Genomic DNA, 26204 nt, shown 5'->3' on the forward strand with positions numbered 1-26204 from the left:
AGATTAAATTTATGATTCGAAAAATAGAACATACCGCAATAATTGTTAAAGATATTGAAAAATCAATCCGATTTTATACGGAAATATTGGGGCTAAAATTGCGCTTAAGAGGAAGTGGACCTGATCGTGAAATGGCTTTTTTGTATTTAGACTTGCAGCATGATGTAGAGATTGAATTAATTCAGGATTTTGAACCGATTGTAAAATACCAACCGTATGGAATAATGAATCACCTGGCTTTTAGTGTTAATCATCTTAATGAAACTATTGGATATTATATGGAAAAAGGAATTGAATTTCTAAGCGATGAGCCGAAACCTACTCTTGATGGAGGGCGTATGATATTATTTCACGGTCCCGATGACGAACTTTTACAATTTGTAGAAAGGCCGTAAAAACCAATAAAATACCTTTATTATCATTAAAAGTATATTTTAGACATCCCCCCTTTAACTACTTTCTGCACTAAAGTAGTCTCCTTGATTAGAGAAGAATATTATATTATCAGCTTTGGTGAATTACTAAACATCGGACAAGGACCTTGCTGTTTTATGTGTAACTTTAATAACATTGAACACAACCTTGTCAATATCTCTACTTACCAAGTGACAGACGATATATTAGCATAAAGGATGAGGTGTTTGACTATGAAGCAAATTGTGCTATTCATAAATTAATAGATAGAGTAACGCTTGTCCAAACATATGCATAATATATAAGACGTGAGGAAGCACCTGACGTCACCTTTAGACTGACTAATTATAGTCAGTCTTTTTTGTTTTAAATTGATGCAGCCATTGACTTCACTTTCATTTATGATTTGGTGAAAGATATGTATTCAGAGGTAGGTCGCCAAAGTATGATCCAGTTATTCATGTCCCTCACAGGTCATCGTCTAAACAAGGATCAAATCCTTTAATATCAAAGGGTTGGGATCAACCTAATTGTGGTGACCAGTTAAGAGTCTGCCCATATTCCGTTTCAAAACTTTTTTTGTCGAATAATTAATAATTGATATTATCTAGATTTATGTTTTGCTCATTAGTCTTATGTGAGACATGAGTTTGAAATTAAGAATTTTTTCTATAATGAATAATATGATCAACGTCCGGTCTCTGAAAGTGCTCGTTTACAAAATATTTATTATTCAAAGGTCTCTCTTAAATGACAGGTTAACTGGATTTTCAACATGTCTTCAGCATTATTAAAACTTATGTTTAATAATTCTTCTATTTTTCTTAAACGCTGGTAAAGTGTGTTGATATGAATATGAAGTGTCTTTGCTGTTTCAGTAGCAGATTTATTTGATGAGATATAGATCATTAGAGTTTTTTCTAAATCTTTATTTTGTAATTTTTCAGATCGTAACTGGGAAAAGATTTCTTCAGTAAACTCTTCTATCTCTTGAATAGGTTGATTTAAGAAAAATCTATTTACTCCTATCTCTTCATAACGAATCAACCCGAATTTATTTCTATTTATTAAAAAAGCTAAGCTTTTGTTCGCCTCATTATAACTCTTTACAATATTTTTAATTTCTTTATATGGAGTACCAAGGCCTATGCGTATGTCGTTTTTATCGTATCTTTCCTCATCTTCAATAATCATTTTAATATGATGTATGATTCTGTTTAGATCCTTCGTATTGGGTACTGAAAACAGTAAAGTTACTTTGTTATGAAATCCGAAAATTAACTTATTAATTTTTGGAAATCCTTTTTTAATTTTTGATAATAATCGTTGAATTCTTGCCTCGATTTCAAAAGGTTCAAAAAGATCCGGAATTTCACATAAAACAACAAATGTGTAGGTAGAAAATTCTAAGTTGAATTTATGGCCTTTTGCAATCAAAGTTTTGTGATCGTGATTTTCAAGTAATTGATTAAAATATTCCTGAACTTTTTTGTAATGAATTTCAGTCAAAGATATTTTTTTTGCAAGTTCTAATGCAAGAACTGAACCACTTTGTTCAATTGTGATAGTATCCATTGAAGAAAGTGGGTGGGAAAGAGTAATGATAATGCAACCTAATAATGCTGTACCAACGATGATCGGATAAAAATAATAATCCTGATTATTCATTTCAATGAATGCGGGAGAATTTTTATGAATCGAAATTTGATTCGATATGTTATCAATACTAAATTTTTTTTGATTTTGATTCCTAGGGTAAAACTCGCTGTCTAAAAAATCAACATAGCCAACTGGCATCCCAAGCATTCTATTTGTTTCGTAAATAATCGCTTTAATTCCTTTGTTATTTAAGGAGAGTTGGGTTAATGTATCATGCACGTTGATTCTTTGTTGAAGAAGTTTATTTTTCTCCTCTAATTCATTACTTAATTGTGTAACCTTATTTAATCTTGTATGAGCTTCTTTGTATAGCTTGGCATTATTATAAGCAATTGCTACTTGAGGAGAAAAACCTTGTAATAAATCTAAATCCCTTTCTGTAAATTTCTTTTTCTTAGAGAATTGGAGAATTGTCATCGTTCCTATACGGGTGTCTCCTAATGAAACTGGTACGGTTATCATTGCCCTTGCCATATCACCATTTTTTACAAAAGACCAATTTTCTTTCGAAATATTTATTCGGTCCATTAAAATTTCTTGCTTGGAATGGTGAATTCTGGGAATTCCATCTATGAATACTTGGCCGGAAGTAGATTCCCCTATTCTTGTTTTATATTGGATATATTCTTCCGGCAGTCCAACTGTAGTAAGAGGAACTAGGAGATTAGTTTCAGAATCAAATATCCTGAAAACTCCTGCATCTCCAGAAGGAATTACATTTAAAGCAATTTGAAAAATTTTCTTTAACAATTCATTTAAATCAAGGCTAGAATTAAGAATTCTTATACCTTCAATTACTTTTTCAAGTTCTTTGTTTTTAGATTTACTAATCTCTTTATAATAGAGAACTGAAAACAGGAGATATAAATGATCAAATTCAAAATCATTAAAGATGTTTCTATCAAAAAAACAAACAATAACCTGAAAACTGTCTTCAAAAGTCATTCCCATGTAGGTTATATTGTTTTGTTGTAAAAAAGTATAGTTGGTATCTTTATCATTAAGGGGTAAAGGAGGAGGATATACAGCTGGTTGATGCCCGCTGAACGAGCATAATTCCATCATACTATGTTTTCCTAACCAAACCTGATAAGGGGTATTTTTGAATTTTTTCTCTATGAATTTTTCAATAGATGTAAGATTTAACATTTATCCACACTCTCTCTCTATGTTTAAAACTACATAAAAACTATGAATTATCGTTAATAAACTCCATATATTTTACTTTTTTTATAGCTTATCATAATTTAAGAACATTCAAAATATTTTGAGTGATTAAATTCAAAAGGGAGGATAATTCATGAAAAAGACTTTAGGAAGTAAAAAGAAATTTATAATCCTTTTATTATTATTTTTAGCTCAGATTGTGTGTTTTATCGATAAAACTGCTATGAATTTTGCTATTATACCGATTTCGAAAGAACTAAATTTGACATCGGATAAAGCAGGTTTAATTTTAAGTAGCTTTTTCCTCAGTTATGCCATTATGCAGTTTGTAGGGGGATACTTAGCTGATAAGTGGGGAGTTAAAAAAGTTCTAACCGGTGCTATTACTATATGGTCCATTGCTACCATACTAACTGGTATGGCCCGTTCTTCATCCACATTGATCGCATCACGCTTTTTGCTGGGAGTCGGAGAAGGTGCCTTTCCTGCAAGCGCTTCGGTTGCCATTGTTGATAATTTTCAAAAACAAACAAGAGCGCGAGCTAAGTCGGTTATATCAGCAGGTGCTTCGGTTGGGTTTGCAGTTGGCTCTGTTACTGTTACTTTGCTGTTAACTTCTATTGGTTGGAATTGGATGTTTTTCGTTTTTGGTGTGATAGGTATCCTACTTGCTGTAATCTTTTGGTTTGTCCTTCAGTCATCGGAAGAGAAAAAAGATACTCAAAAGGTAAAAAAACAAAATAAAGTTCCTATTAAGTCTTTATTGAAACTTCCATTGATTTGGAAATTGATGATAGCTGCTTTCTTTACTAATATTGTATTCTGGGGACTACAAAGCTGGCTACCATCTTACTGGGTAAAGGTAAAAGGTATGGACATGGTCTCTATGGGAGCATACTCATCGATTCCTTATATTCTAGGATTTATATCTTTTCTTGTAAGTGGTTGGATCTTGGATAAATTCATGGTCGGACGAGAGAAATATATGTTTATTATCGGTGCATTTCTTTCTGCAATTTTTATCTACCTGATGTTCAATTCACATTCGATTCCACTTGCCTTTACGTATTTGTCTTTGTCTAATGTGTTCCTAAATGCGATGAATATTACTGTGTTTGTTTTGCCTCTCAAACATATTTCGGAAGATTCGGTTGGAACAGCTACGGGTATTATTAATACCGGTGCTCAGATCGGTTCCATTCTTACTCCAACGATTATGGGTTTTCTGATTAATGCCTTTGATCAGAACTATAATGTAGCGTTTATGTTTTTGGTAGCTTCCGCCCTCGCCGTATTAATTGTAGGGATTACGATTAACACCAAAAAGAAAATAGATGACCTGAATGAGACTACCGCAGTGGCTAGTAAATAGTGTGGAATAATGTCGAACAGAATCGAGGAGTAGATATTTCAAAAACTGGTGAATTTGTTTCAATTGACCAATAATAGCTTTTCTGCTGATGTTTATATAAATAAAGCATCCTAAACTGTTCAAGTAGGTCAAATTTACTAAATTATTCGAATGAAATTGGAGTGAAACAATTGAGCTATCATGAAACCATATCTAACATTATCGAGCAAAAGAGAGAGAAACTCGTCCATGTAAGCGATAAAATTTGGGGATTTTACGAAACAAAATATGAAGAATTTCAGTCAGCAGCTCTTTTATGTACAACGCTTGAGGAAGAGGGATTTCAGGTTAAACGACATGCAGGAGACATTGAAACCGCTTTTGTAGGAAGTTATGGAAGTGGGAAACCTGTGATTGCGATTTTGGGAGAATACGACGCCCTACCAGGATTAAGCCAAAAAGCCGGAGTAGCTGCCAAGGAAGCGATCGTCGAGGACGGAAACGGGCATGGATGCGGACACAATCTTCTGGGATCAGGATCGCTTGCCGCAGCCATTGCTATTCGACATTACATGGAGCAGAACGGACTGAAGGGCACCGTGCGTTATTATGGTTGCCCTGCGGAAGAAGGAGGTGGCGGAAAAGCGCATATGGCTAGAGCCGGTCTATTCAATGATGTAGACGTTGCGTTTACATGGCATCCTTGGGATGAGAATCTCGCCTATAATGCTAGGATGCTAGCTACCAGCCAAGTTTATTTTAAATTCAAAGGGTTAAGTACCCATGCATCGTTTAGCCCTCATTTAGGTCGAAGTGCTTTAGATGCAGTGGAATTAATGAATGTGGGAGCAAATTTTTTAAGGGAGCATATCATTCCGGATGCTCGATTACATTATGCGATAACAAACGCCGGTGGCTCTGCGCCCAATGTTGTTCAGGCGGAAGCTGAAGTATTATATAAAATCCGAGCCCCTAAGATGCATCAAGTAAGTGAAATAAGTGAACGTATTTTTAATGTAGCCCGAGGAGCAGCCCTAATGACAGGAACACAAGTGGACATTCAATTTGATGGGGCTTCTGCGGATTTGGTCCCCAACATCACCTTGGGCTCTCTAATGCACAATCATTTCACACAAATTGGGGCTGAATCTTATACCCAAGAAGAGATTGATTTCTCTAAATCCATTCAGGCTACTTTTTCAGAAGAAGAAAAGAAAGCAATCCGGAATAATAATGGAAAAGTGCTATCGGATAAAGTTAACGAGTATTCGTTTGAACCGGGATTTCTCGCATCATCTACTGATGTTGGGGATGTAAGCTGGATTGTGCCTACAGGACAAATATATGTAGCGACATGTGCGTTTGGATCACCATTTCACAGTTGGCAATTGGTGGCTCAGGGAAAATCCTCCATTGCCCACAAAGGTATGTTGTTAGCAGGAAAAGTCATTGCAGCCTCAGCTATAGAAGCAATGCAGAATCCTGAACTCATCGAAAAAGCGAAGGCTGAACATAAAAAGCAATTAGGTGGAGAGGTGTACCAATCGTTGATTCCACTAGGAGTAAAGCCCTCTCCGATTAGACGTGCCTAATATCCAGGATAGTCGAGTAGGTGACATTATAGATAATAGATCCCACCTCCAAAACTGTTTTCAAAACGATAGGGTCAGTCCGCTTTCTTTGTGCTCTAACAAATGAAAGGGACTGTCGGGAAATGGTACACGCAATCACTAGTAAATATATTAAATCCTTAAAAGCCTATTCTAAACTGTTCAAGTAAGTCAGTTTTGATAAATTATTTAAAGAAGTGGAGTGAAACAGTTGAGTTATCATGAAAACATATCTAACATTATCGAGCAAAAGAGAGAGAAATTAATTGAATTAAGCGATAAAATTTGGGGGTTTTGCGAAACAAAATATGAAGAATTTCAGTCAGCAGCTCTTTTATGTACAACGCTTGAGGAAGAGGGATTTCAGGTTAAACGACATGCAGGAGATATTGAAACCGCTTTTGTGGGAAGTTATGGAAGTGGGAAACCTGTGATTGCGATTTTGGGAGAATACGACGCCCTACCAGGATTAAGCCAAAAACCCGGAGTAGCTGCCAAGGAAGCGATCGTCGAGGACGGAAACGGGCATGGATGCGGACACAATCTTCTGGGATCAGGATCGCTTGCTGCAGCCATTGCTATTCGACATTACATGGAGCAGACCGGATTGAAAGGCACCGTGCGCTATTATGGTTGCCCTGCGGAAGAAGGCGGTGGAGGGAAAGCACATATGGCTAGAGCCGGTCTCTTCGATGATGTAGACGTTGCGTTTACATGGCATCCTTGGGATGAGAATCTCGCCTATAATGCTAGGATGCTAGCTACCAGCCAAGTTTATTTTAAATTCAAAGGGTTAAGTACCCATGCTTCGTTTAGCCCTCATTTAGGTCGAAGTGCTTTAGATGCAGTGGAATTAATGAATGTGGGAGCAAATTTTTTAAGGGAGCATATCATTCCAGATGCTCGATTACATTATGCGATAACAAACACCGGTGGCTCTGCACCCAATGTTGTTCAGGCGGAAGCTGAAGTTTTATATAAAATCCGAGCCCCTAAGATGCATCAAGTAAGTGAAATAAGTGAACGTATTTTTAATGTAGCCCGAGGAGCAGCCTTAATGACCGGAACACAAGTGGACATTCAATTTGATGGGGCTTCTGCGGATTTGGTCCCCAACATCACCTTGGGCTCTCTAATGCACAATCATTTCACACAAATTGGGGCTGAATCTTATACCCAAGAAGAGATTGATTTCTCTAAATCCATTCAGGCTACTTTTTCAGAAGAAGAAAAGAAAGCTATCCGTAATAAAAAAGGAAAGGAGCTTTCGGATAAAATTAATGAGTATTTGTTTGAACCGGACTTCATCGCAGCGTCCACGGATGTCGGGGATGTAAGCTGGATTGTGCCAACAGGACAAATATATGTAACAACATGTGCTTTTGGGACTCAGCCGCATAGTTGGCAATTAGTGGCCCAGGGGAAATCTTCCATTGCCCACAAAGGTATGTTGTTAGCAGGAAAAGTCATTGCAGCCTCAGCTATTGAAACTATGCAGAATCCTGAACTCATCGAAAAAGCGAAGGCTGAACATAAAAAGCAATTAGGCGGAGAAGTGTACCAATCGCTGATTCCGTTGGGAGTAAAGCCCTCTTCGATTAAACAAGTAAAATCCAGAGTAGCAACTATATAAAGTTTAAAAGACTTTGCTGCCAATCCAAGCTTCATACCCGGTTTAATACGGTGGGGAAATTAACCAATAATTAAGCCATAATGGCCAAAAGGTAACTCATTTACCTCTACATGAGAGGAAAGAGCTGCTTGATAAGGTAGTGGAAGATACTGATATGATTTGTAAGGTTCGGTGGATGTATGGGAATAGCCCAGCTTATTTTGATATATAAAACAATAAGGACTTGAAGGAATCGTTCAGAAGAATGTAAATTCACAATATCAAATTAGTAAACGATCTCATGATTGGAAAAGGTTATCAATTATCAATATACTGAAGCAGTCATACCCGGATTAAGAAAAGATGAATTTGGATTGCTGCTTGGGATTGAAGAAAATAACCGAATAAAGCCAGATGGCATTATGGAGTTTGTCACTCCTGCAGCAGGAAAGCTGTATCAAGATTTAATTGTTAATGAAAACAAGGAATTCATATACTTGGATCCCAAGATTAAATGTAGGGTGAAGTTCAGACATTATACAAAGAATGGTTTGCTCCGCTTATCAAGATTTAAATTATAAAAAACCTTTAAAATAAAGGAGAGCACATATTAGTCATTTATAATATGTGTTCTCCTTTTATTCAATTAAAGGGCCCGATTGTTGAAGAACATTGCTTATATTTTATTGAAGAAAAGGGACCAGTAGTTCAACCAGAAAGGCTTAAAATTTAAAAAAAGACAAGAATTGCATATTGATTTGTTCAACAATTGGGCCAGATTCTGGAATAACTGTGTAACCTATTTGTCTTAAAACAATCTTCATGATTCGGTCGTGTATTTCTTTATTAAAAAGGCGTCCTCTTTAAATAGGACAAAATAAAAAAATGTATAATTTAAAGTTATTGCATTTTTAGATATAATAAATGCTACATTCACATTTGGAGGAGAAAATATATGAATAAGGTAGATGAAACACGCAGTCTGATTATTCAAACTTCCTTGGCCTTATTTAATAAAAAAGGCTACAGTCAAACTTCTATACAAGATATTATGGAAGCAACAGGATTACCTAAAGGTGCAATATATAGACGATTTAAAAACAAGGACGAAATTGCTATTGCTTCATTCGAATTTGCCGGGAGTATAATCTGGAAGCATTTTTTTGAAGCAACGAAATCTAAAGTTACAGCGGCAGAGAAATTAATAGCAATGTGTCATGTCTATCAAGATGCTGTTAATAATCCACCTATTGATGGAGGATGCCCTCTACTTAATACTGCCATAGAAACTGATTTTGGTTTTCCAGAACTTCATGATAAAGCTACCGAAGCCTATAATCAAACTTTATTTTTCATACAATCTATCATTGATGAGGGAATTCGTTCAAAAGAATTTCGACAGGATGTAGATTCTTATTCTTTAGCATCCTTTTTGTTTTCGACTATAGAAGGCGCCGTTATGGCAAGTCGCTTGTCTTTAAATAATGAACATATGCTTCATAGCATTGAGCAAGTAAGAATACTTTTACAGCACTACTCAGAAAAGAACCAGGGGTAAGCTCTTAATTCCCTTTGGTTCTTTAGCTTATTTGTTCACTAAAATGTAATAATTAATTTATGGGAAAAAGTTATATAAGCATGTAAAATACTTGTAACGGACCGGACCGTCCGGTCTGATTTTGATTATAAGAATTGAGGTTCTATTTATGCATATTCAAATTGTATTGTTTGATGGATTTGATCTATTGGACGCAATTGCTCCTTATGAAGTGTTTATTGCTGCTACGATGTACTCAAACGAGAAGATAACAGTTGAACTTGTGACTGCGGAAGGTGAACGAATGGTGAAAAGTGGAGTAAATCAGTTACAGATTCCAGCGAGTGGAAAACTTGATTTGTCTCGTGAAGGAATCATTCTTATTCCAGGTGCTTCTGGTTCTGTTGACGATGATGGACCAGATTCAGTACCAATGAAATTAAAGCAAGCCACTGAAACAGAACTGAGTGGTCTGCTAAAAGAAGCACTTAAGAAACCTGATATCCTTCTTTCTACGGTTTGTGGCGGTTCCCTTATTTTAGCAATGGATGGTTTATTAGAAGGCCGCCATGCAGTAACACACCAAATGGGAATGGGCCTATTGAGTGCTACAGATGCTATTCCAGTTAATGCTCGTATCGTAGATGATGGTGATCTTGTCACTGGTGGTGGTGTAACTTCTGGACTTGATGTTGCTCTTTATTTAGTTGAACGAGAGTTAGGCCCGCGTATAGCACACGCTGTCGAACAATTATTTGAGTATGAACGAAGAGGTACAGTTTGGCGGGCAGTAGGAAATACACTTAAAGAAGGTCCACAAGATAAATTAAACAAAACAACAAGTGACCATTCCTTTATTCAAGCTGATAAGGAAGATAATTTCCTAGGGAGATGGGATATCACAATTTCCACTCCGATTGGAAAACTCTCCGTTTTATTAGATTTAAGTTCTAAAGATGGTCAAATGGAAGGAATTGCAAAACAAGGAGAAGAAATAGTATCTTTAGACAATCTTATGTTAAAAGGGGATAAATTATATTGGTCAATGAAAGTTACTAAACCAATGAGACTCAATTTAAAATTTATCGTTTCTATAGATAAGAAAAATATGTATGGCGAAGCAAAAGCTGGGTTGCTACCTTCATCCAAATTAGCTGGTCATCGTATTTCATAAAAGGGGGTGCAATTCATGTTTTCCTTTTTTTGTGTTAATTCATTTAATAAGTGTGTTATTCCTTCATTAAAGTTAGATAAGTATAAAATTGACAAAAGGGAAGAGTGATATGATACTCTTTCTTTTTCATTTTTTATTTCATCATTTCTCCATCACCTTTACTTCACAGTTTGTGTCAACTTTACAAGCCTTCTAGAACTAACGGGTGCATTAGTTCTAGAAATCGACTTTTAAGATTGGAATTTGTTTTAGCATATATTCCGGAATGGAAAAATGCCAAAAGTGCTCTAAAGAGGTCTAAGTCTAGCATTGCAATACTCTTATTAGTAACTGTTATATTAGTATCTAGTATAACTTTTATCATACTTTGAGAGATTAATTTAAAATGAAAAATTAATACAACCCTAGTCGACATAACACGTAATTAACGGAAGCTACCAAACGAACAAAACCCTAAATTTGGCCAAAATCGGTCATATTCAGGGTTTTTTTGTTGGAAAATATGGGTTAAAGAGTTCCAGTAATCTAAAATTACGATTAAAAAAAATCATACATACAAATTAAAGTAAAAAAGTACTCTTAATTAACTAACGGGGCAGGGTAGTTCCATAAGGAATACTGTTAAGTGAAATTAAAGTTGTTTAAATACGTCAGTCATGTTATTCCATTAAGGGCCAGATAGTTGAGGAAAACTCACGAAAACAAACAATTGGATATTTATGTGGATCTGAGGTTTAGAAGTTTTGTGCTTAAATTAACGAATATATTATTCAATAAAACTGATACGATTTTTATAAATGAAAAGGATAATTTTTCATCAAAGTTGAAATATATCCTTACATTATTTTTTTCATCCATTTAAATGACAAAAATAATTTCGTATGCCGATTAAAAGTAACACTTTAAAAACTAATGAAAGCAAGGTGTTTATATGTCAAAAGATAAAGGACGAGTTTCGGGAAAGGTTGCTTTAATAACTGGTGCGACCAGTGGTATTGGACAAGCAGCATCTCGAATGTTAATTAAAGAGGGTGCAAGAGTTGTTTTAACAGATGTGAATGAGGAAAACGGTTTCAAATTATCTGAAGAATTAGGTGAAGACGCCTACTTCATACGATTAGATGTTAGATTTGAATCCGAATGGAAAGATGTAATAGCGAAAATCATACATCAATTTAAAAGACTAGATATACTTATTAATAATGCTGGAATTACAGGTTTTCAAGAAAAGAGTGGAGGGCTTCAAGACCCGGAAAATGCCAGCATAGAAAGCTGGCATGCCATCCACGCCGTTAATTTGGACGGAACATTTTTAGGGTGTAAATATGGTATTCGTGCTATGAAGGAAACAGGAGGCTCAATTATAAACATTTCCTCCCATTCTGGAATGGTTGGCGTGGCACATGCGGCTGCCTATGCATCCAGTAAAGCTGCTGTCCGTAACCATACCAAAACGGTTGCTCTTTATTGTGCAGAAAAGAATTACAATATTCGATGTAACTCCATCCATCCAGGGGCGATTTTGACTCCAATATGGGAACCGGTTATTGGAGTAGGGGAAATTCGTGAGAAGAACATAAAGACTTTTACCAAAAATGTTCCATTAAAGCGATTTGGAACGGTTGAAGAAGTGGCTTATAGTATTGTTTACCTTGGTTCTGATGAATCTGCATACACTACGGGAATCGAATTGGTAATTGATGGAGGAATGTTGGCTGGGGCATTTAGTGCAGAATAAAACCAATCCTCGGAAACGTGTCTTGGGCAGAAAATATGCACAAGCGTTTCTTGATACTAAAGAATTTAATGGCTATATAACTTTATTACATGTAATTAAAGTTGCTGAACCATTATCCGTTCAGGAAAAGAATATATGTATTGTTGATGATGGTTACACGTGGCTTCAACAATTTCCTTAGAAAAAAAGCATTCAGTAACAGCGATGTTTGATAATAATGGAAATATAGTGCAATGGTATATTGATGTTTGCCTTGAAAATGGATTAGATAATGATATTCCTTATTTGGATGATTTATATTTAGATATTATCTTGTTACCTTCTGGAGAAGTAATTCAAAAAGATGCTGATGAGCTTGAAGAGGCTTTGATAAATGGAATTATTGATAAATCTCTTTATGATTCAGCTTGGGATGAAGTAAACATCCTTACTAAGTTAATAAATAATAGAAGCTTTGAATTGCTTGATTTATCCCATTCTCATAAGGAATTCTTAGTCAATGAATTAAAATGATTTTATTAAGCTAACAGGTACTATTTATCAGGAGTTGATCAGCAGATCTTTTTGTTATGGAACTAACGGGGCAGGATAGTTCTATAAGGAATACTGTTAAGTGACATTAAAGTCGTTTAAAAACGTCAGTCCTGTTATTCCATTAAAGGGCTGGATAGTGGAGATTGGAAAATTTTGATTCTACAAATAATTGGGGGATTGGAAGAAGGAAAGCTATGTATAATTAGTGATGTAAGTTTATGCTTTTTATGTAATAATTATTTTGTAGAAATGTAAAGTTATAATACATAGTGAAGGTGGGGATTATAATGGCAACGGGAACGCATACTGTAGTAGTTCCAGTAGATGTACAAGCAGTTTGGGATTATGTCAGTGATCTAGAAAAATGGGCAACGACAGTACCAGCCTATAAAGAACATGAAATCATAAATGACAAGCAATCTATTTGGACATTTGAAGGTAGTGTGAAAGGTATTAAAAAAACTATACAAGCGCAGGTAGATATTACCGAATGGAATGAACCTTCAAATATTAAGTTTGAACTAAAAGGTTTATCAGATAATTTTACAGGAAGCGGTCACTTTACTGCAGAAGATGTTAATGGTAAAACAATAATGACTTGTACGGTGGAAATCCATGCAGGCGGATTATCTGGTGCGGTGTTAACACCAATTATTAAATGGGCTGTTCCAAAAGTAGCATCTCGTTTAACAGAATCTATCGCACGTAAAATTGCAGTATTCTCATAGTTTTCAAAGTTTGGAAGCCAATTCATTTTGGAGATACTTTCTCTGAAGTATAGATGGTAACATTCAGAAGTGACCAATATAATGATATCGAGCTCTACTAGAAATTTTATAATTAGCGGAAAGGGGGCTGTCCAAAAAGGATGGCCTCTTTTCTTCAATATTCCAGAATCGCTTTTCTTAATGAACTAATGGGGGAGGTTAGTGAAATAAGATATACTTGTAAACATTAAGAACTCTTAAGGTTTTTGTCGAGTGTTTCTTCAGGTTTGTTTTTTATGATTTGATTATAAATCACAAACCTAGAGGAGTAAGTACATGAAAAAATTTGATTTTTCTTTTATATATCAATACATTGTCAATCCTAAAACTGTCGGAGCAATCCTACCTAGTTCAAGATACCTTAGCAATAAAATGATAAAAGAAATTAACTTTAAGGATGCAAAATACATTGTGGAATATGGCCCCAGGTACTGGAGTGTGTACAGAAAAGATCCTTGCACTAAGAAATCAAAGTACAATTGTTGGGGCAGGTTACTGAATGAAGGACTATCTTTATTTAAAACATAATGCGGGTAGATTAAACCGAAAGAATTGACGGGCTGTTATATGAAAAACTTTGTTTTGAGCATATTTCATATATACTTGTTCTTTCGATATAAAAATAAATATATTAAGTCAGTAAGGAGATATTGAAATATGAATGTTATACATATTAGCTTTGGAGATTCTGCATGTGGAAATTTAAAAAGTGCTTTTCATAAAAGTAAGGAACACCAAAACGAACAAATCATTTGTATTAACAAGGACTTTTCTATAGGTCCTATTTATAACTTAGAGTCAAATGAAGGAATGCAAGAAAGAAAACAATGGCTGAAAAAAGTGTTAACAAAAACAGGCCCAGCCTCAGAAAGAGATTATTTAGATTGGATTGAAACAACCCTTAAAAAAAATTCACAAATTGCAACAGAAGTTCCAACTGATAGTAAAGTGATTTTATGGCATGGTGGTAATGTATCTGATGAAATCGGTTTGAGATTTGTAGCATTTTTACTCCAAAATAAAAATATTCAATTTGAAGAAGTGAATGTTACAGAGTACAGTCGCCATATAGAATACAAGGTGCGTGATTTACAGAACCAAGATATTCCACACAGGATAAGAAGTTTAGGTGAAATGCCTCCAGAACTGATTCAAGATGCTCTTCAAATGAAAAAAAAAATGTCTCATCCAACAATTGAAATTTTGATAAATGATTGGGAAAAATGGTCTCAAACTAAAGATGTATTAAGAATATTATTAAATGGAAAAATAGTAGCTGTATCTGAAGATTATTATGATGCATCTATTTTAGAAAATACATCAAAGGAATATCAAAAAGCATCTCGAATTGTTGGGGAAGTAATGGGAGAAAGTGATCAATGTATAGGGGAAACTTATTTAGCTTTTCGAATATACCAATTGATTCAACAAGGAAAGTTATGTTACCAAGGTGATTTAGGTTTTTTAGGGAAATTTGAGATTCGATTACCTTAAATAACGTATAAATTCATATTTATTTGCTTATCTTCTCACTATTAAGTGAAAATAAATTTATATCTATATGATTAAAAAAACGCTATTCTTTTAAATTAAAAGAAGTAACAAGAAAGAGTGTATTCACTTCATATAAACTGTATTAATAAAGAAGTGACCTTGGAACGTATATGGGATTAAGATAAAGTAATGAGAATCTAAATAAAAAAAATAGTTTATAGAGGTAAAGGTACTTTACTTCAATAATTAGGTTGCTGTGGCAACCTTTTTCCAATGGAACTAAAGGGGCAGGATAGTTGAAGGGTGCTGTTTGACCTTTGTTCAACAATTGGGTCATTTTGTGGAATAACTCTTTATAAGGAAATTGAACATTTATGTAATAAGAATAAAAAGACCACCAATAAAAATATGAAGGTCCTTGAAAACAATGAGGTATACAATTTTCATTGTATATCGAGATTTACCACTTTTAAGAATAAATGAATATGTTAAAGGATGTCCAAAAATCATCTTCCCAATTATGTAGAATCGAACACAATAAAATATAATGAATGAGAAGGTTGTTCGAAATGAAAATATGGAACCATTAAGTATGACGGGAATGAATTATAATTATAGTACCGGGGAGTTTTAAAATGGATATTCAACATCTTAAATATTTTGTAGAAGTAGCCAAACAAAAGAATTTTACGAAGGCATCTGAGATCCTACATGTATCTCAGCCTTCCATTAGTAAGATGATAAAAAGTTTGGAAGTGGAGCTTCAAGTGACGTTGCTAGATCGTTCGGAGAGAAAAGTGGAGCTGACAGATGCGGGCAAGATTGTTTATGATCAAGCCTTGAAAATTTTGCAGATGATGGAAGATATCCATTCTTCTGTAAACGAAGTCGTTCATGTAAAAAAGGGAACCATTAAAATGGGATTAATGCCGACTTTGGGTGTAATGTTATTTCCGAACGTGCTGGCTGATTTTAAAAAGGGTTATCCGCAAATTGAAATGCAAATGGTCGAATTTAGCGGGAAACAATTAGAACGAAAAGTAGTACAAGGGGAAGTGGATGTGGGTATTACCGTATCACCAGTTGACTCTGAAGTGTTTGGAACCATCCCCTTATTCAAAGAAGAACTAGTTGTCATTGTTGACAGGGATCATTGGCTGTCGGAGAGAAAATCAGTACTTTTATCCGAATTAAAGGAGGAAGCCTTTATTCTTTTTACCGAAGAATATGTTCTACATGATGTGGTAATGAAGGCCTGTTTGCAATCGGGATTTGAACCTAATTTAGTCTACAAAAGTTCCTTATGGGATATCGTTGGAGAGATGGTAGCGGCACAATTTGGGATATCTGTTGTTCCTATGTCGGTAGCAAACCGATTTAAGGATCAGGTTTCTATTGTTTCTATTATTTCACCTCAGGTTGATTGGGAATTGGCATTGATTTATAAAAAGAATAAGTATCTTTCCTATGCAGTTCGGGAGTTCATTACTTATCTTCAGGAAGGAAAAACCTAACTATAACTTCACGGAATAGTTTTGATGTCTTTTATATATTTTACGAATCGTGAATCTCCAAGTAGAATGATTTATATTACATATTGTTCTATTTCGGAGGTGTTGCTCTTGAAAAAGGGCTTAACAATTTTATTGCAAATTGGGGTTATTATTGCATTTACTTGGATCGGTGACTATATTGTCTCTCTTCTTCATGTACCTATTCCAGGAAGTATTATCGGGATGATTTTATTATTCTTCGGTCTTCATTTAGGCTTGATTAAATTAAATTGGGTGCAAGCGGGGGCTACGCTTATTATTTCCGAGATGATGTTATTTTTCATACCGGCAGTCGTTGGATTTATGGAATATTCATGGATATTTGGCATCAAAGGCCTAATGATTTTTTCCATTGTTGTTAGTGGTACAGCACTTATGATGATAGTAACAGGTGTCATCTCCGATAGGATTTTAGAAAGAAAAGACGGTGAAGCAAGGAAATGGTTACCAAGATCTTTTATTTAATTATTACTGTCCTTTTTTATTTTTTGACGAAAAAGATTAATCGGAAAAAACCAGGATTGTTATTTTCACCAATCATTCTCACTCCTGTTATGCTCATTGTACTCCTTTTGATAATGGATATACCATACAAAGAATATGCATATGGCACTATTCCACTAAATAAATTGTTAGACGTTGTAACCGTTGCATTAGCCATTCCATTGTATCGAAACTGGTCGTTTCTGGCGAAAAATTGGCGCGTGATTGTATGTAGTCTTGCAGCCGGTTCCTTGATTGCTGTTGTTTCTGGCATTTTATGTACTTACCTGCTTGCAATGGGAAAGGATTATATGCTCAGTATTATTCCTCGCATTGTCACCATTCCAATTGCTGTCAGTTTGTCTGAATCCATTGGAGGGACTCCTGCCATAACTGTTCTTTTTAGTATGTTGACATGCTTTGTAGGTGTCTTCATAGGACCAGCTATAATAAAGCACTTTTCCATTAAGCATCCATTGTCTATCGGCATGATGTATGGTTTGGGTGCACAGGCACTTGGGACTGCAAAAGCGTTTAAAATCGGGGAAAAAGCGGGAACAACTTCCAGTGTATCCTTCATTCTGACTGCCATCTTTACAGTCATCTGGGCATTAATCCTAACACCTTTTATCAATACTTTGAACGTGTAGGAAAATTGGTGCCACCCCTTACATTAAAGGGGGCAATTCTTTAATAAGAATCTCTTTTCTTAAAGAACTAATGGTGCGTTAGCTGAAGATTGGAGCTGTCTTTAAGGCAGCTTTTTCTTTATGCAACTATCGGGGCAGGATAGTTCAATAAGTAACAACTCGTGGTTAATTAACTCATTTATATTGGAAAAAACTGGTAAGTTTTGTTACAATTACTTACTGAGAAGTTAATTAACATATTAAGGTAAACAGCAGGAAGAGGTAATAAAATGACAAATTTCATGTACATATTTTGCTTAATAGTATGGGGTCTTAATTTTATTGCGGTAAAAATTCAAGGAACACCAGTCAGTTTGGAATTATCATTAACATATCGTTTAGTTATGACTGCTTTTTTATTTTTAGTTCTTGTTTGGTTCCTTAAACCAAAGGGGAGACCACAAAGTAAAGATATTCCGTTTATAATAGTGTTTGGTGTATGTAACTTTGCATTAAGTTATCTGTGCCTTTATTACGCCACTATTTTGAGCTCTGCTGCAATTGTAACATTGATCTTTTCGTTAAAAGTGATACTGACTCCGATTGCTCTCCGTGTTTTTTTAAAAGAGAAATTACATTCTCGCGTTTTATTTGGGGGAATACTAGGGGTGTTTGGCGTATGTGTCATCATCTATCCGACCTTAAATAATTTTCAAGGGCTCACTGATTTAAAAGGGATTATGATTGCTTTGTTAGGCACTATTCTTACAGCTATTGGTGATGCCAGTTCTGCAAGAAATGCTAAACTTAAGGTTGACCCTATCTATGCAAATGCTATTGGTTTTACAGTAGGCAGTGTTTTAATGGGGGCAATTGTACTGTTCCAAGGACAAAAAATTATACTTCCAACAACAGTTACATATTTAGCTGCTTTGCTATATTTAACTTTGATTGCTTCTTTTATGGCTTGGCTATTTTATTTAAAACTTGTAGAAAAAATTGGAGGAGCAAAAAGTGGGTATATGGTGGCGCTATTCCCAGCAATTGGAGGGATTGCTTCTGTTTTAATTGGTGAATCAACACCATCAATTTATTTGATAGTAGGTTGCCTATCTAGTTGTATTGGAGCTGCAATTGCTTTAGGGATTGGAATTCGAGGTCAGAATCCTAAGGTACCTGTAAATGTTAATTAAGAATGGACTTCTTTAATAAAACTTTTTAAGGCAACCTTTTTCTAATGGAACTAACGGGTGCGTTAGTTCTTTAAGACAAATAAAAAATCTATTTCTTAATGTACAGGAAATCGATTTTTTATTTTAATGGGATTTCGAAATCTCCAATAGTCAATGTGTTCCCATCTTTTATTTTGTGATTTTTACGATATAATTCCAAAATAATATCGCCAGCTTGATCTGTGCTGTCTTTATATTCGGATTGAGGTTTATAAGTAAAAGGGAAGACTTTTTTATATACTTGAACTGAATTTCCTCTGTATTTTTCTCCAATGATTTTGTAAGTATGATAGCTTACTGCGTAATCATCCTTTAAATTTCGATCTTCTATTATATGATACTCTTGGGTAATGTAAAATAGAAATGACAAGGACAATAAATATGACAAGACTTATAATTAGTGGAATTTTTGCATTTCTGAAATATAAGAATGAAGCTATCCAATAAATAGTTAAAAAGAAGAAATCAGGGATCAGTGTTCCCATAATAAACTCTTTTCCATCAGGAGAGATAAAAGCAAATTCTAAAGAAAGTAGAACCAACATTACAAGCCGTAAAGTTAAATAAACTACAGATAAAGAAATAAAAAACAAGTAAACGTTATTTTTAATTACTTTTTTTTTAGTTTCAAAATAAGTCACCTCTACTCAACAATAACAGAATTTCCAAAAATTAATTATTGATCAATTCACTGAAAAAAGGGAAATTTCTTTTGTTGAAGCTAATAATCGGATTTTATCTGAAGCTCTTCAATTTTTAATTGATTATCTTATGGGCCATTTAATGGAGTACAGGGCAGGAATATTATGTGGGGAAGTCGAAGTTGTTTTATCGAATAGCAACTACGGTATCGAATTTTTGAAACTATTTGAACATGATGGCATTCACAAAATAAGGCTCGTGAATATTCCATAGTAAAGGGTATACGAAGTGTTTTTCGTTAACAAGATGTTATATGACATACCCGTAAACCCAATTTCACATTTTCCTATACTTTGACTTTTCTGTTATCATGAACTGTGACAAGGTGTTTTTTTGGAATTTGCAACTTTTTAATGGAATAATTATGAAGATGATCAAATAATAAATTTTACATATAAGGAGATAAAACTATGGCAAAAAACAAATTACTAAGAATGGACAATGTCGGCATCGTTGTAGAATCCCTTGATGACGCAATCTCTTTCTTCGAGGAGATTGGCTTGAACCTCGAAGGGCGAACCACTGTAGAAGGTGAATGGGCTGGTCGCGTAACCGGATTGGGTTCTCAGTGCGTAGAGATTGCTATGATGGTTACCCCAGATGGCCACAGCCGACTTGAACTTTCGCGATTTCTCACCCCACCTACTATATCAGATCACCGGACTGCTCCTGTAAACGCCCTCGGTTATCTACGCGTCATGTTCACAGTTGAAGACATTGACGAAATGGTATCCAGACTCACTAAGCATGGTGCTCAGCTCGTTGGCGAAGTGGTTCAGTACGAGGACTCGTATCGGCTCTGCTACATTCGTGGAACCGAAGGACTTCTAATCGGTTTGGCGGAACAACTCGGTAACAAATAAGTAAGTGACGTTTTTTAAAAAGCCTTTACTGAAATATACATTACTGAAGTAAAAATTGAATCAGAAAAGCAGTGTGAAAGTAACTCGAAGAAGTCGGTTACGTCATATAACGCAGCATTCACGCTGCGGGACTCTCCGAGCTCCTTGGTCGCCAGGAGAAGAAGCAGGAAAGCAGATTCAGGCTCGCAGGGTTCGTGAATGCGAAAACGTTATATGCCAATCCGTCTCGATTTGAAGAAAATTTTTATTCAATACAAAGGCGCTTTTCTGGAGTAACGAAAAGCCTAATTTCTCAATTTAATGCTGAGAAATTGGGCTTTTTAATATTGCAATTTCCTTAACGTTGTAAATCCGCATTTTCCTGATGCTACCCCAAAAAGAAGAATATTGGATAAGCCAAAATCCAGGTGCATTTTATCTTACGCGAGTCAGAGGTTCCTATACTCAAGAGTTTAAAACTTCTGAGGCTCTTTTTAAGGATGGAACAATTGAAGGAAGACTTCTTTCGGAAAGTTCAATAACAGGGGGTGCTGTGGCAGCCTTTTTCTTATGGCACTAACGGGGCAGTTTAGTTGAATTGAATAAATATATCCTTCATAGTTAATGGCTCATTTCGTGTGTAACTCTACTCTTGTTTTTTATTTTATGACTAACGGGCGTATTATTTACAGAGAAGAAAGCGATTCTTTTTTAATCTGAGCAATAAAGCGATAATTACATGAGAAATATGTCTCCCGCTATTTCGATTTTGACCGAAAAAAGCGATTTGGAAAAATTCCAAATCGACTTTTTTAATAGTATTACTTTTTGGGTTTTTTATTTAAAATAAAGCGTAGTTCATTGATATCATCATCAGATAGGGTGTCTTCCTGAATGAATTGGACAAGCATGGATTTCATGGTCCCTCCATAGATACGGTTGATAAATGATTCAGTCTCGGCACGCTGGCACTCTTCCTGTGTATAGAGCGGGTAAAAGGTGTATACTCTTAGATTTTTATTGACACCTACTACATCTTTTTGAACCAATCGATCGAGAAGAGTACGTATGGTTTTCGGCTTCCAATCGGTACTTTCCTGTAAGGAAAATATGATGTCATTCGCTGTTTTAGGGGCTTTATCCCAAAGCACGTTCATGATTTCCCATTCTGATTCTGATATACTAGGAATGTTTTTCTCCATATTTCTCCGCTCCATTTTCATTATAGATTCCTAAATCTTTTAAAATTGATAAAGTAATTTCTCCCGCCTTGCTTCCAGATGAATCACCTTCATTTTGTATATTAGTAGAAAAGAAATAAGTATTGTTCTTCGTCTCTACATACCCGATAAACCAACCATTGATGTTTTTTCCATTCACTGCTCCTGTACCTGTTTTTCCTGATAGGCGAGATTCTTCATTCTTTTCTAAGAGTAGTGCTTCCTTCACAGCTTGGATATGCATTTCCTTATATCCAAATTGATTGTTATAAAAGGCTTGCAGCAGTTGGACTTGCTCGACTGGTGAAATTTTTAATGAAGATTCGTTCCAGAATTCACCAAATACCTCAGATACATCGGAATTTCCATAGTTTATCTCTTGTAGATTGGATTGTATTGTTTCAAATCCTGTTCTACGATCTAATTCTTGGAAATACCAGTTTACAGATTTTTGTAAAGCAGATGAGACATCCTGATCCATATTCCAAGCGTCATAGGGTTGCTCCGTACCATCCCATGAAAGTTTGGATTCTTCAGGTGATATTACATTTGATTCTAGAGCAAATAAGGCACTATAGATTTTGTATGTGGAATCAGGTGATACCCGCAACGTACTTTTCTCTTCATTATAAATGCGAAATTGCTGTGCGTTATGATCATATAAAACAAAGCTTCCTTCATACCCTTTAAAGAATTGATGTAAATCTTCATAAACTACTCCGTCATTATTAAAATAGTATCGGTCGTTTTCCGTCGCAAATGCGGAAACGAAAGGTAATTGGATTGTCAAAATGATACTGGCCAACACATAAATAAAGACGCTTTTTCTTATTGATTTTTTTGCGGAATGCTTATAGGCAGAAATTTGTTCAATTCGTTTTTTGATTTGAAGCTTCGAACCGTTTAATTGTGTCACTAACTGTAGATTACTTGACCGTTTTGAAAGATCCAAAAAATTAATGATAGTATTTCCATATTCACTAAAAGAATTATCATCTAGTAACTGTAAAACAGATGTATCACATGCGATTTCCCGATCCAATCTCATTTCTCTAAAAGCAAGCCAAACAAGGGGATTAAACCAATAAATGATTTGATAGAACAATATCACGTAATTTGTCAGCAAATCCTTGTTTTTATAGTGATTCAGTTCATGAAGAAAGATATACTCGTAATTTTTCAAACTAAGCCAGTTTTCATGCTGAGAAGGTAAGACGATATATGTTTTAAAAAGTCCGAATATCATTGGAGATTGGACTCTTTTCGAAATAACAATCTCTATTGATTTTTTAATCTGTAGTCTTTTCTTGCATTCTTCGAAAAGCACGAGAACTTCTTGATTGGAAAACGCAGAAGAATAATTCTTTATCCTTCTAAGTGTGAGCCATCCACGAACCATAGTAAAGGTAAATAAAAGCATCCCTGACATCCATAAACCCATCACTCCCATATTAAGTAAGGACAGGTCCGGCCGATTGACCGATACAGAAAAGTCTTGTATGAGGTGTAGGCCCTGTAGCATATCAGTTCCAGTTTTTTCCGCATTAGAGCTGGGGACATTAGTCTGGTATGTTTCCCCACCGCTAAGGAGAGAACTAAAATTATATAAATCAGTAGGTATGAATGGAAGTGCTAAAGCCATAAAAAGAAACATCCACAAATGATAGTACCATTTTGCTGTTAATTGTCTTCCAAACCATTTTCGTATAAGTAGGATAACAGTAACGGAAAATGAAGACACCAATAGACCTATTATAAAGTGAGTTAAAAACATGTCCTTCAATACCAACTCTCTTGACTTTTAAATTTTAAAAAACAGGTATATAGCAAATTTATAGTGGCTTGATGGTAAAAAAATAAAGAATTGACTTCATTTGATTACATATGTAATACTATACTACAGATGTAATCAGACTACAAATGTAATCCGTTAAAACTCCTTGCATGAGGTTGTTTTTTCAATTCGTACATAAGAGTCTAATCAAATAATTAGGAGGTTTACATCATGAACAAAAGATGGTTTTATCAAATACTAGCACCAATAGGCTTGGTGCTTATGGTTGCAGGCTGCACAGATGAGAAAAAACAGGTTGTACAACAATCAGAAACAGAACATACTGGAGGAACTAACCAAACGTCAGAAAATATTACAACAAAAGAAACCACAATGGATAAATTTGAACAACTTGAGAAGGAATATGATGCAAGGCTTGGGGTCTATGCCATTGATACAGGAACAAAAGAAACCGTGGAATTTCATGAGAACGAACGATTTGCGTATACATCTACTCATAAGGCTCTAGCTGTAGGTGCACTTTTACAACAGAAATCAATAGAAGACCTTAATCAAAGAATTACCTATACAAGTGAGGATCTTGTTAATTATAATCCGATTACAGAAAAGCATGTTGATACGGGGATGACTCTTAAGGAGCTTTCTGATGCTTCTCTTCGATACAGTGACAATACTGCTGGAAACCTTATCCTTAAACAACTGGGTGGACCGACTGGATTTAAAAAAGAACTGGAGGGAATTGGAGATAATGTTACCAGCCCTGAGCGATTTGAGCCAGATTTAAATGAAGTTAATCCTGGTGAAACTCATGATACGAGTACACCAAGTGCACTTGCTACTAGTCTTCAGGCTTTTACATTGGGAGATACACTTCCAACTGAGAAACGTGAACTTTTAATAGATTGGATGAAGAGAAATACTACTGGAGATGCGTTAATTCGTGCTGGAGTGCCGAAAGGTTGGGCAGTGGCTGATAAGACTGGAGCAGGATCATATGGTACGCGAAATGATATTGCGATCATATGGCCATCAAAAGGAGATCCTATTGTTCTTGCTGTACTTTCAAGTCGTGATAAAAAAGATGCTGATTATAACGACGAGCTTATTGCTAAGGCAACAGAAGAAGTAATTAAGGCCCTTAAAGTTAAAAATAAATAGAAAATGATTGTACTAAAAAAGGTTACGTTAAGTAGCCTTTTTTAGTAGATTAATTCCTATAATGATTGTTATGGTGACCCTTCTTCAACTCCCATTAATGAACGAAAGTCTTTCATTATCTGTATTGATATGAATTCCAGCAAGGTTGGCAAACAGGGCAGTTCCTGACTTCAACATTCAATTTTTTATGGACAGCTAACGATGAGTGACTTTTTAAGATGAAGGTCGCTTTTTTTATTCCTTAAAAAAAATTGTGAAATAATGTAGTTAAACTATAGGGTGCGTTAGTTCTTTAAAGAGCTGTGACGATCAGCAGCATTCTATATTGAATGCTTTTTATCTTTATCATAATTTGGTGATGTACTAGAGTGTGTTAATATGCGGTCTAATACTTTTTCAGTAAATGGCATAAAGTAATTAAGTATTAGCCCCCCTAAACAAACGGTTAATAAAGTTCCAACGCCAATTGGTCCATTTGAAATCATTGCCATTATCAAGAATACGAGGTAAATGAATGTTCTCGAAAAAAATATATTTGTTCTAGTTAATTCTTGTATGATTAATGTTAATCGGTCAACTGGAATCGGTGCAAAATTTGTGTGTAAATATGTTGCAGTTCCTAATCCTATAACAACTAAGCCGATTCCAAAACAAACAACTTTGCTGTACCATAGTTCAGGTGTTATCAAATTGTGCAATAAAAAAAGCCACATATCAATACCAATACCCGTTATAAAAGCTGTTAACAACCCCGAAACTTCTGGTCTTTGTCTTTTTAAAAATGAATTACAACATATCAATATTAAAGCTATTATTATTTCCCAGCTTCCCACAGTAAGCCCCACATTTATGGACAGTCCTACCAAAAGTGCATCAAAAGGTGAAGTTCCAAGGTCTGATTGTATAGTGAAAGAAATACCAAGAGTTAATATTAAAATTCCTAATACATAAAAAACATATTTCACTGTACTCGACCCCTTCATCATTTTTTTTATTGCAAACGCAACAAAGTTAAGTTGAATTTAATATATGTCTATTTTATTGCATTTGCAACAAAAAGTGTACTAAGGAGTTAATTATGAAGGAAATTCTTCGTGAAATTGGAATGATAGCAAGGGCATTAGATTCTATAAGCAATATAGAATTTAAAGAATATGACCTTACAAAAGGGCAGTATTTGTATCTTGTGCGAATATGTGAAAATCCAGGAATCATTCAGGAAAAGCTATCTGAGATGATTAAAGTTGATCGATCAACAGCAGCTCGTGCTATTAAAAAACTTGAAATGAATGGATTTATTGAAAAGAAAGAGGTTTTATATAACAAAAAAATTAGAAAACTCTCTCCCACACAAAAAGGGCAAAATGTCTATCCTTTTATAAAGAGAGAAAATGATTGGTCCAATACTGTTGCATTAGAGGGATTTTCTGAAAGAGATCAAGACTCCATTTCTATTCTTCTAGAAAGAGTACGGAAAAATATAGAAAAAGAATGGGAATTTGTTAAAAAAGGGAACAAGAGAACTTATTGATA

At 35.0% G+C, this 26204-nt stretch carries 23 protein-coding genes; 19 read left to right on the top strand and 4 right to left on the bottom strand.

Features of this window, described 5'->3' with window-relative positions; genetic code table 11:
* Nucleotides 1-11: 11 nt before the first annotated feature.
* Nucleotides 12-395, top strand: a complete 384-nt coding sequence (locus tag ACQKMH_RS06945) for a VOC family protein (RefSeq protein ID WP_427586685.1) — start codon at nucleotides 12-14, stop codon at nucleotides 393-395.
* Nucleotides 396-1143: 748 nt separating this feature from the next.
* Here the strand turns inward: ACQKMH_RS06945 and ACQKMH_RS06950 are convergent.
* Nucleotides 1144-3222 carry a helix-turn-helix domain-containing protein gene (locus ACQKMH_RS06950; RefSeq protein WP_427586686.1) on the bottom strand — a complete coding sequence of 693 codons (2079 nt, stop codon included), beginning with the start codon at nucleotides 3220-3222 and terminating at the stop codon, nucleotides 1144-1146.
* Between the two features lie 151 nt (nucleotides 3223-3373).
* On the opposite strand from ACQKMH_RS06950, the gene ACQKMH_RS06955 reads away from it, so the two are divergent.
* The 16 genes from ACQKMH_RS06955 to ACQKMH_RS07030 all read left to right on the top strand — a co-directional run bounded on the left by ACQKMH_RS06955 (nucleotide 3374) and on the right by ACQKMH_RS07030 (nucleotide 20519).
* Nucleotides 3374-4612, top strand: coding sequence for an MFS transporter (locus ACQKMH_RS06955; RefSeq protein ID WP_427586687.1), 1239 nt, complete (start codon nucleotides 3374-3376; stop codon nucleotides 4610-4612).
* A 170-nt stretch (nucleotides 4613-4782) separates the two neighbouring features.
* The gene (locus ACQKMH_RS06960; RefSeq protein ID WP_427586688.1) at nucleotides 4783-6183 is read left to right on the top strand and encodes a M20 family metallopeptidase; all 1401 of its coding nucleotides are present in this window, start codon (nucleotides 4783-4785) and stop codon (nucleotides 6181-6183) included.
* Between the two features lie 229 nt (nucleotides 6184-6412).
* Nucleotides 6413-7834 carry a M20 family metallopeptidase gene (locus ACQKMH_RS06965; RefSeq protein ID WP_427586689.1) on the top strand — a complete coding sequence of 474 codons (1422 nt, stop codon included), beginning with the start codon at nucleotides 6413-6415 and terminating at the stop codon, nucleotides 7832-7834.
* A gap of 284 nt (nucleotides 7835-8118) precedes the next feature.
* Entirely contained in the window at nucleotides 8119-8394 is a 276-nt protein-coding gene (locus tag ACQKMH_RS06970) for a hypothetical protein (RefSeq protein WP_427586690.1), read from the top strand.
* A gap of 374 nt (nucleotides 8395-8768) precedes the next feature.
* Nucleotides 8769-9371 carry a TetR/AcrR family transcriptional regulator gene (locus ACQKMH_RS06975; protein ID WP_427586691.1) on the top strand — a complete coding sequence of 201 codons (603 nt, stop codon included), beginning with the start codon at nucleotides 8769-8771 and terminating at the stop codon, nucleotides 9369-9371.
* Nucleotides 9372-9519: 148 nt separating this feature from the next.
* Nucleotides 9520-10524: a DJ-1/PfpI family protein gene (locus ACQKMH_RS06980; RefSeq protein ID WP_427586692.1), complete on the top strand. Its 1005-nt coding sequence runs from the start codon at nucleotides 9520-9522 to the stop codon at nucleotides 10522-10524.
* Between the two features lie 931 nt (nucleotides 10525-11455).
* Nucleotides 11456-12262, top strand: a complete 807-nt coding sequence (locus ACQKMH_RS06985) for an SDR family oxidoreductase (protein WP_427586693.1) — start codon at nucleotides 11456-11458, stop codon at nucleotides 12260-12262.
* Nucleotides 12263-12421: 159 nt separating this feature from the next.
* The gene (locus ACQKMH_RS06990) at nucleotides 12422-12775 is read left to right on the top strand and encodes a DUF402 domain-containing protein (RefSeq protein WP_427586694.1); all 354 of its coding nucleotides are present in this window, start codon (nucleotides 12422-12424) and stop codon (nucleotides 12773-12775) included.
* Between the two features lie 308 nt (nucleotides 12776-13083).
* Nucleotides 13084-13524, top strand: a complete 441-nt coding sequence (locus ACQKMH_RS06995) for a CoxG family protein (protein WP_053347531.1) — start codon at nucleotides 13084-13086, stop codon at nucleotides 13522-13524.
* A 315-nt stretch (nucleotides 13525-13839) separates the two neighbouring features.
* Nucleotides 13840-14091 (top strand): hypothetical protein, encoded by a 252-nt coding sequence (locus ACQKMH_RS07000; RefSeq protein WP_427586695.1) that lies wholly within the window; start codon nucleotides 13840-13842, stop codon nucleotides 14089-14091.
* Nucleotides 14092-14220: 129 nt separating this feature from the next.
* Nucleotides 14221-15057 (top strand): DUF1835 domain-containing protein, encoded by an 837-nt coding sequence (locus ACQKMH_RS07005; protein ID WP_427586696.1) that lies wholly within the window; start codon nucleotides 14221-14223, stop codon nucleotides 15055-15057.
* Nucleotides 15058-15692: 635 nt separating this feature from the next.
* Nucleotides 15693-16571 (top strand): LysR family transcriptional regulator, encoded by an 879-nt coding sequence (locus ACQKMH_RS07010; RefSeq protein ID WP_427586697.1) that lies wholly within the window; start codon nucleotides 15693-15695, stop codon nucleotides 16569-16571.
* A 108-nt stretch (nucleotides 16572-16679) separates the two neighbouring features.
* On the top strand, nucleotides 16680-17075 hold the full coding sequence (locus ACQKMH_RS07015; RefSeq protein WP_427586698.1) for a CidA/LrgA family protein: 396 nt from the start codon (nucleotides 16680-16682) through the stop codon (nucleotides 17073-17075).
* Nucleotides 17051-17743, top strand: coding sequence for an LrgB family protein (locus ACQKMH_RS07020; RefSeq protein WP_427586699.1), 693 nt, complete (start codon nucleotides 17051-17053; stop codon nucleotides 17741-17743). Before ACQKMH_RS07015 ends, ACQKMH_RS07020 begins: the two co-directional genes overlap by 25 nt.
* Nucleotides 17744-18012: 269 nt before the next feature.
* Nucleotides 18013-18915, top strand: a complete 903-nt coding sequence (locus ACQKMH_RS07025) for a DMT family transporter (protein WP_427586701.1) — start codon at nucleotides 18013-18015, stop codon at nucleotides 18913-18915.
* Between the two features lie 1151 nt (nucleotides 18916-20066).
* The gene (locus ACQKMH_RS07030; RefSeq protein ID WP_427586702.1) at nucleotides 20067-20519 is read left to right on the top strand and encodes a VOC family protein; all 453 of its coding nucleotides are present in this window, start codon (nucleotides 20067-20069) and stop codon (nucleotides 20517-20519) included.
* 800 nt (nucleotides 20520-21319) lie between these two features.
* Here the strand turns inward: ACQKMH_RS07030 and blaI are convergent.
* Together blaI and ACQKMH_RS07040 are read right to left on the bottom strand one after the other, a co-directional pair.
* Nucleotides 21320-21700: a penicillinase repressor BlaI gene (blaI, locus tag ACQKMH_RS07035; protein ID WP_427586703.1), complete on the bottom strand. Its 381-nt coding sequence runs from the start codon at nucleotides 21698-21700 to the stop codon at nucleotides 21320-21322.
* Entirely contained in the window at nucleotides 21681-23492 is a 1812-nt protein-coding gene (locus ACQKMH_RS07040) for a BlaR1 family beta-lactam sensor/signal transducer (protein ID WP_427587531.1), read from the bottom strand. Before ACQKMH_RS07040 ends, blaI begins: the two co-directional genes overlap by 20 nt.
* A 231-nt stretch (nucleotides 23493-23723) precedes the next feature.
* Between ACQKMH_RS07040 and bla the strand changes: the two genes are divergently transcribed.
* Complete coding sequence (gene bla, locus ACQKMH_RS07045; protein WP_427586704.1) at nucleotides 23724-24671, top strand: class A beta-lactamase; 948 nt, start codon at nucleotides 23724-23726, stop codon at nucleotides 24669-24671.
* Between the two features lie 320 nt (nucleotides 24672-24991).
* Here the strand turns inward: bla and ACQKMH_RS07050 are convergent, their stop codons facing one another.
* Nucleotides 24992-25636 (bottom strand): YczE/YyaS/YitT family protein, encoded by a 645-nt coding sequence (locus ACQKMH_RS07050; RefSeq protein WP_427586705.1) that lies wholly within the window; start codon nucleotides 25634-25636, stop codon nucleotides 24992-24994.
* A gap of 113 nt (nucleotides 25637-25749) precedes the next feature.
* On the opposite strand from ACQKMH_RS07050, the gene ACQKMH_RS07055 reads away from it, so the two are divergent.
* Entirely contained in the window at nucleotides 25750-26202 is a 453-nt protein-coding gene (locus tag ACQKMH_RS07055; RefSeq protein WP_427586706.1) for a MarR family winged helix-turn-helix transcriptional regulator, read from the top strand.
* Nucleotides 26203-26204: the final 2 nt, after the last annotated feature.

The sequence above is a fragment of the Peribacillus sp. NPDC097895 genome (genome assembly GCF_050277555.1).
GTDB lineage: Bacteria > Bacillota > Bacilli > Bacillales > DSM-1321 > Peribacillus.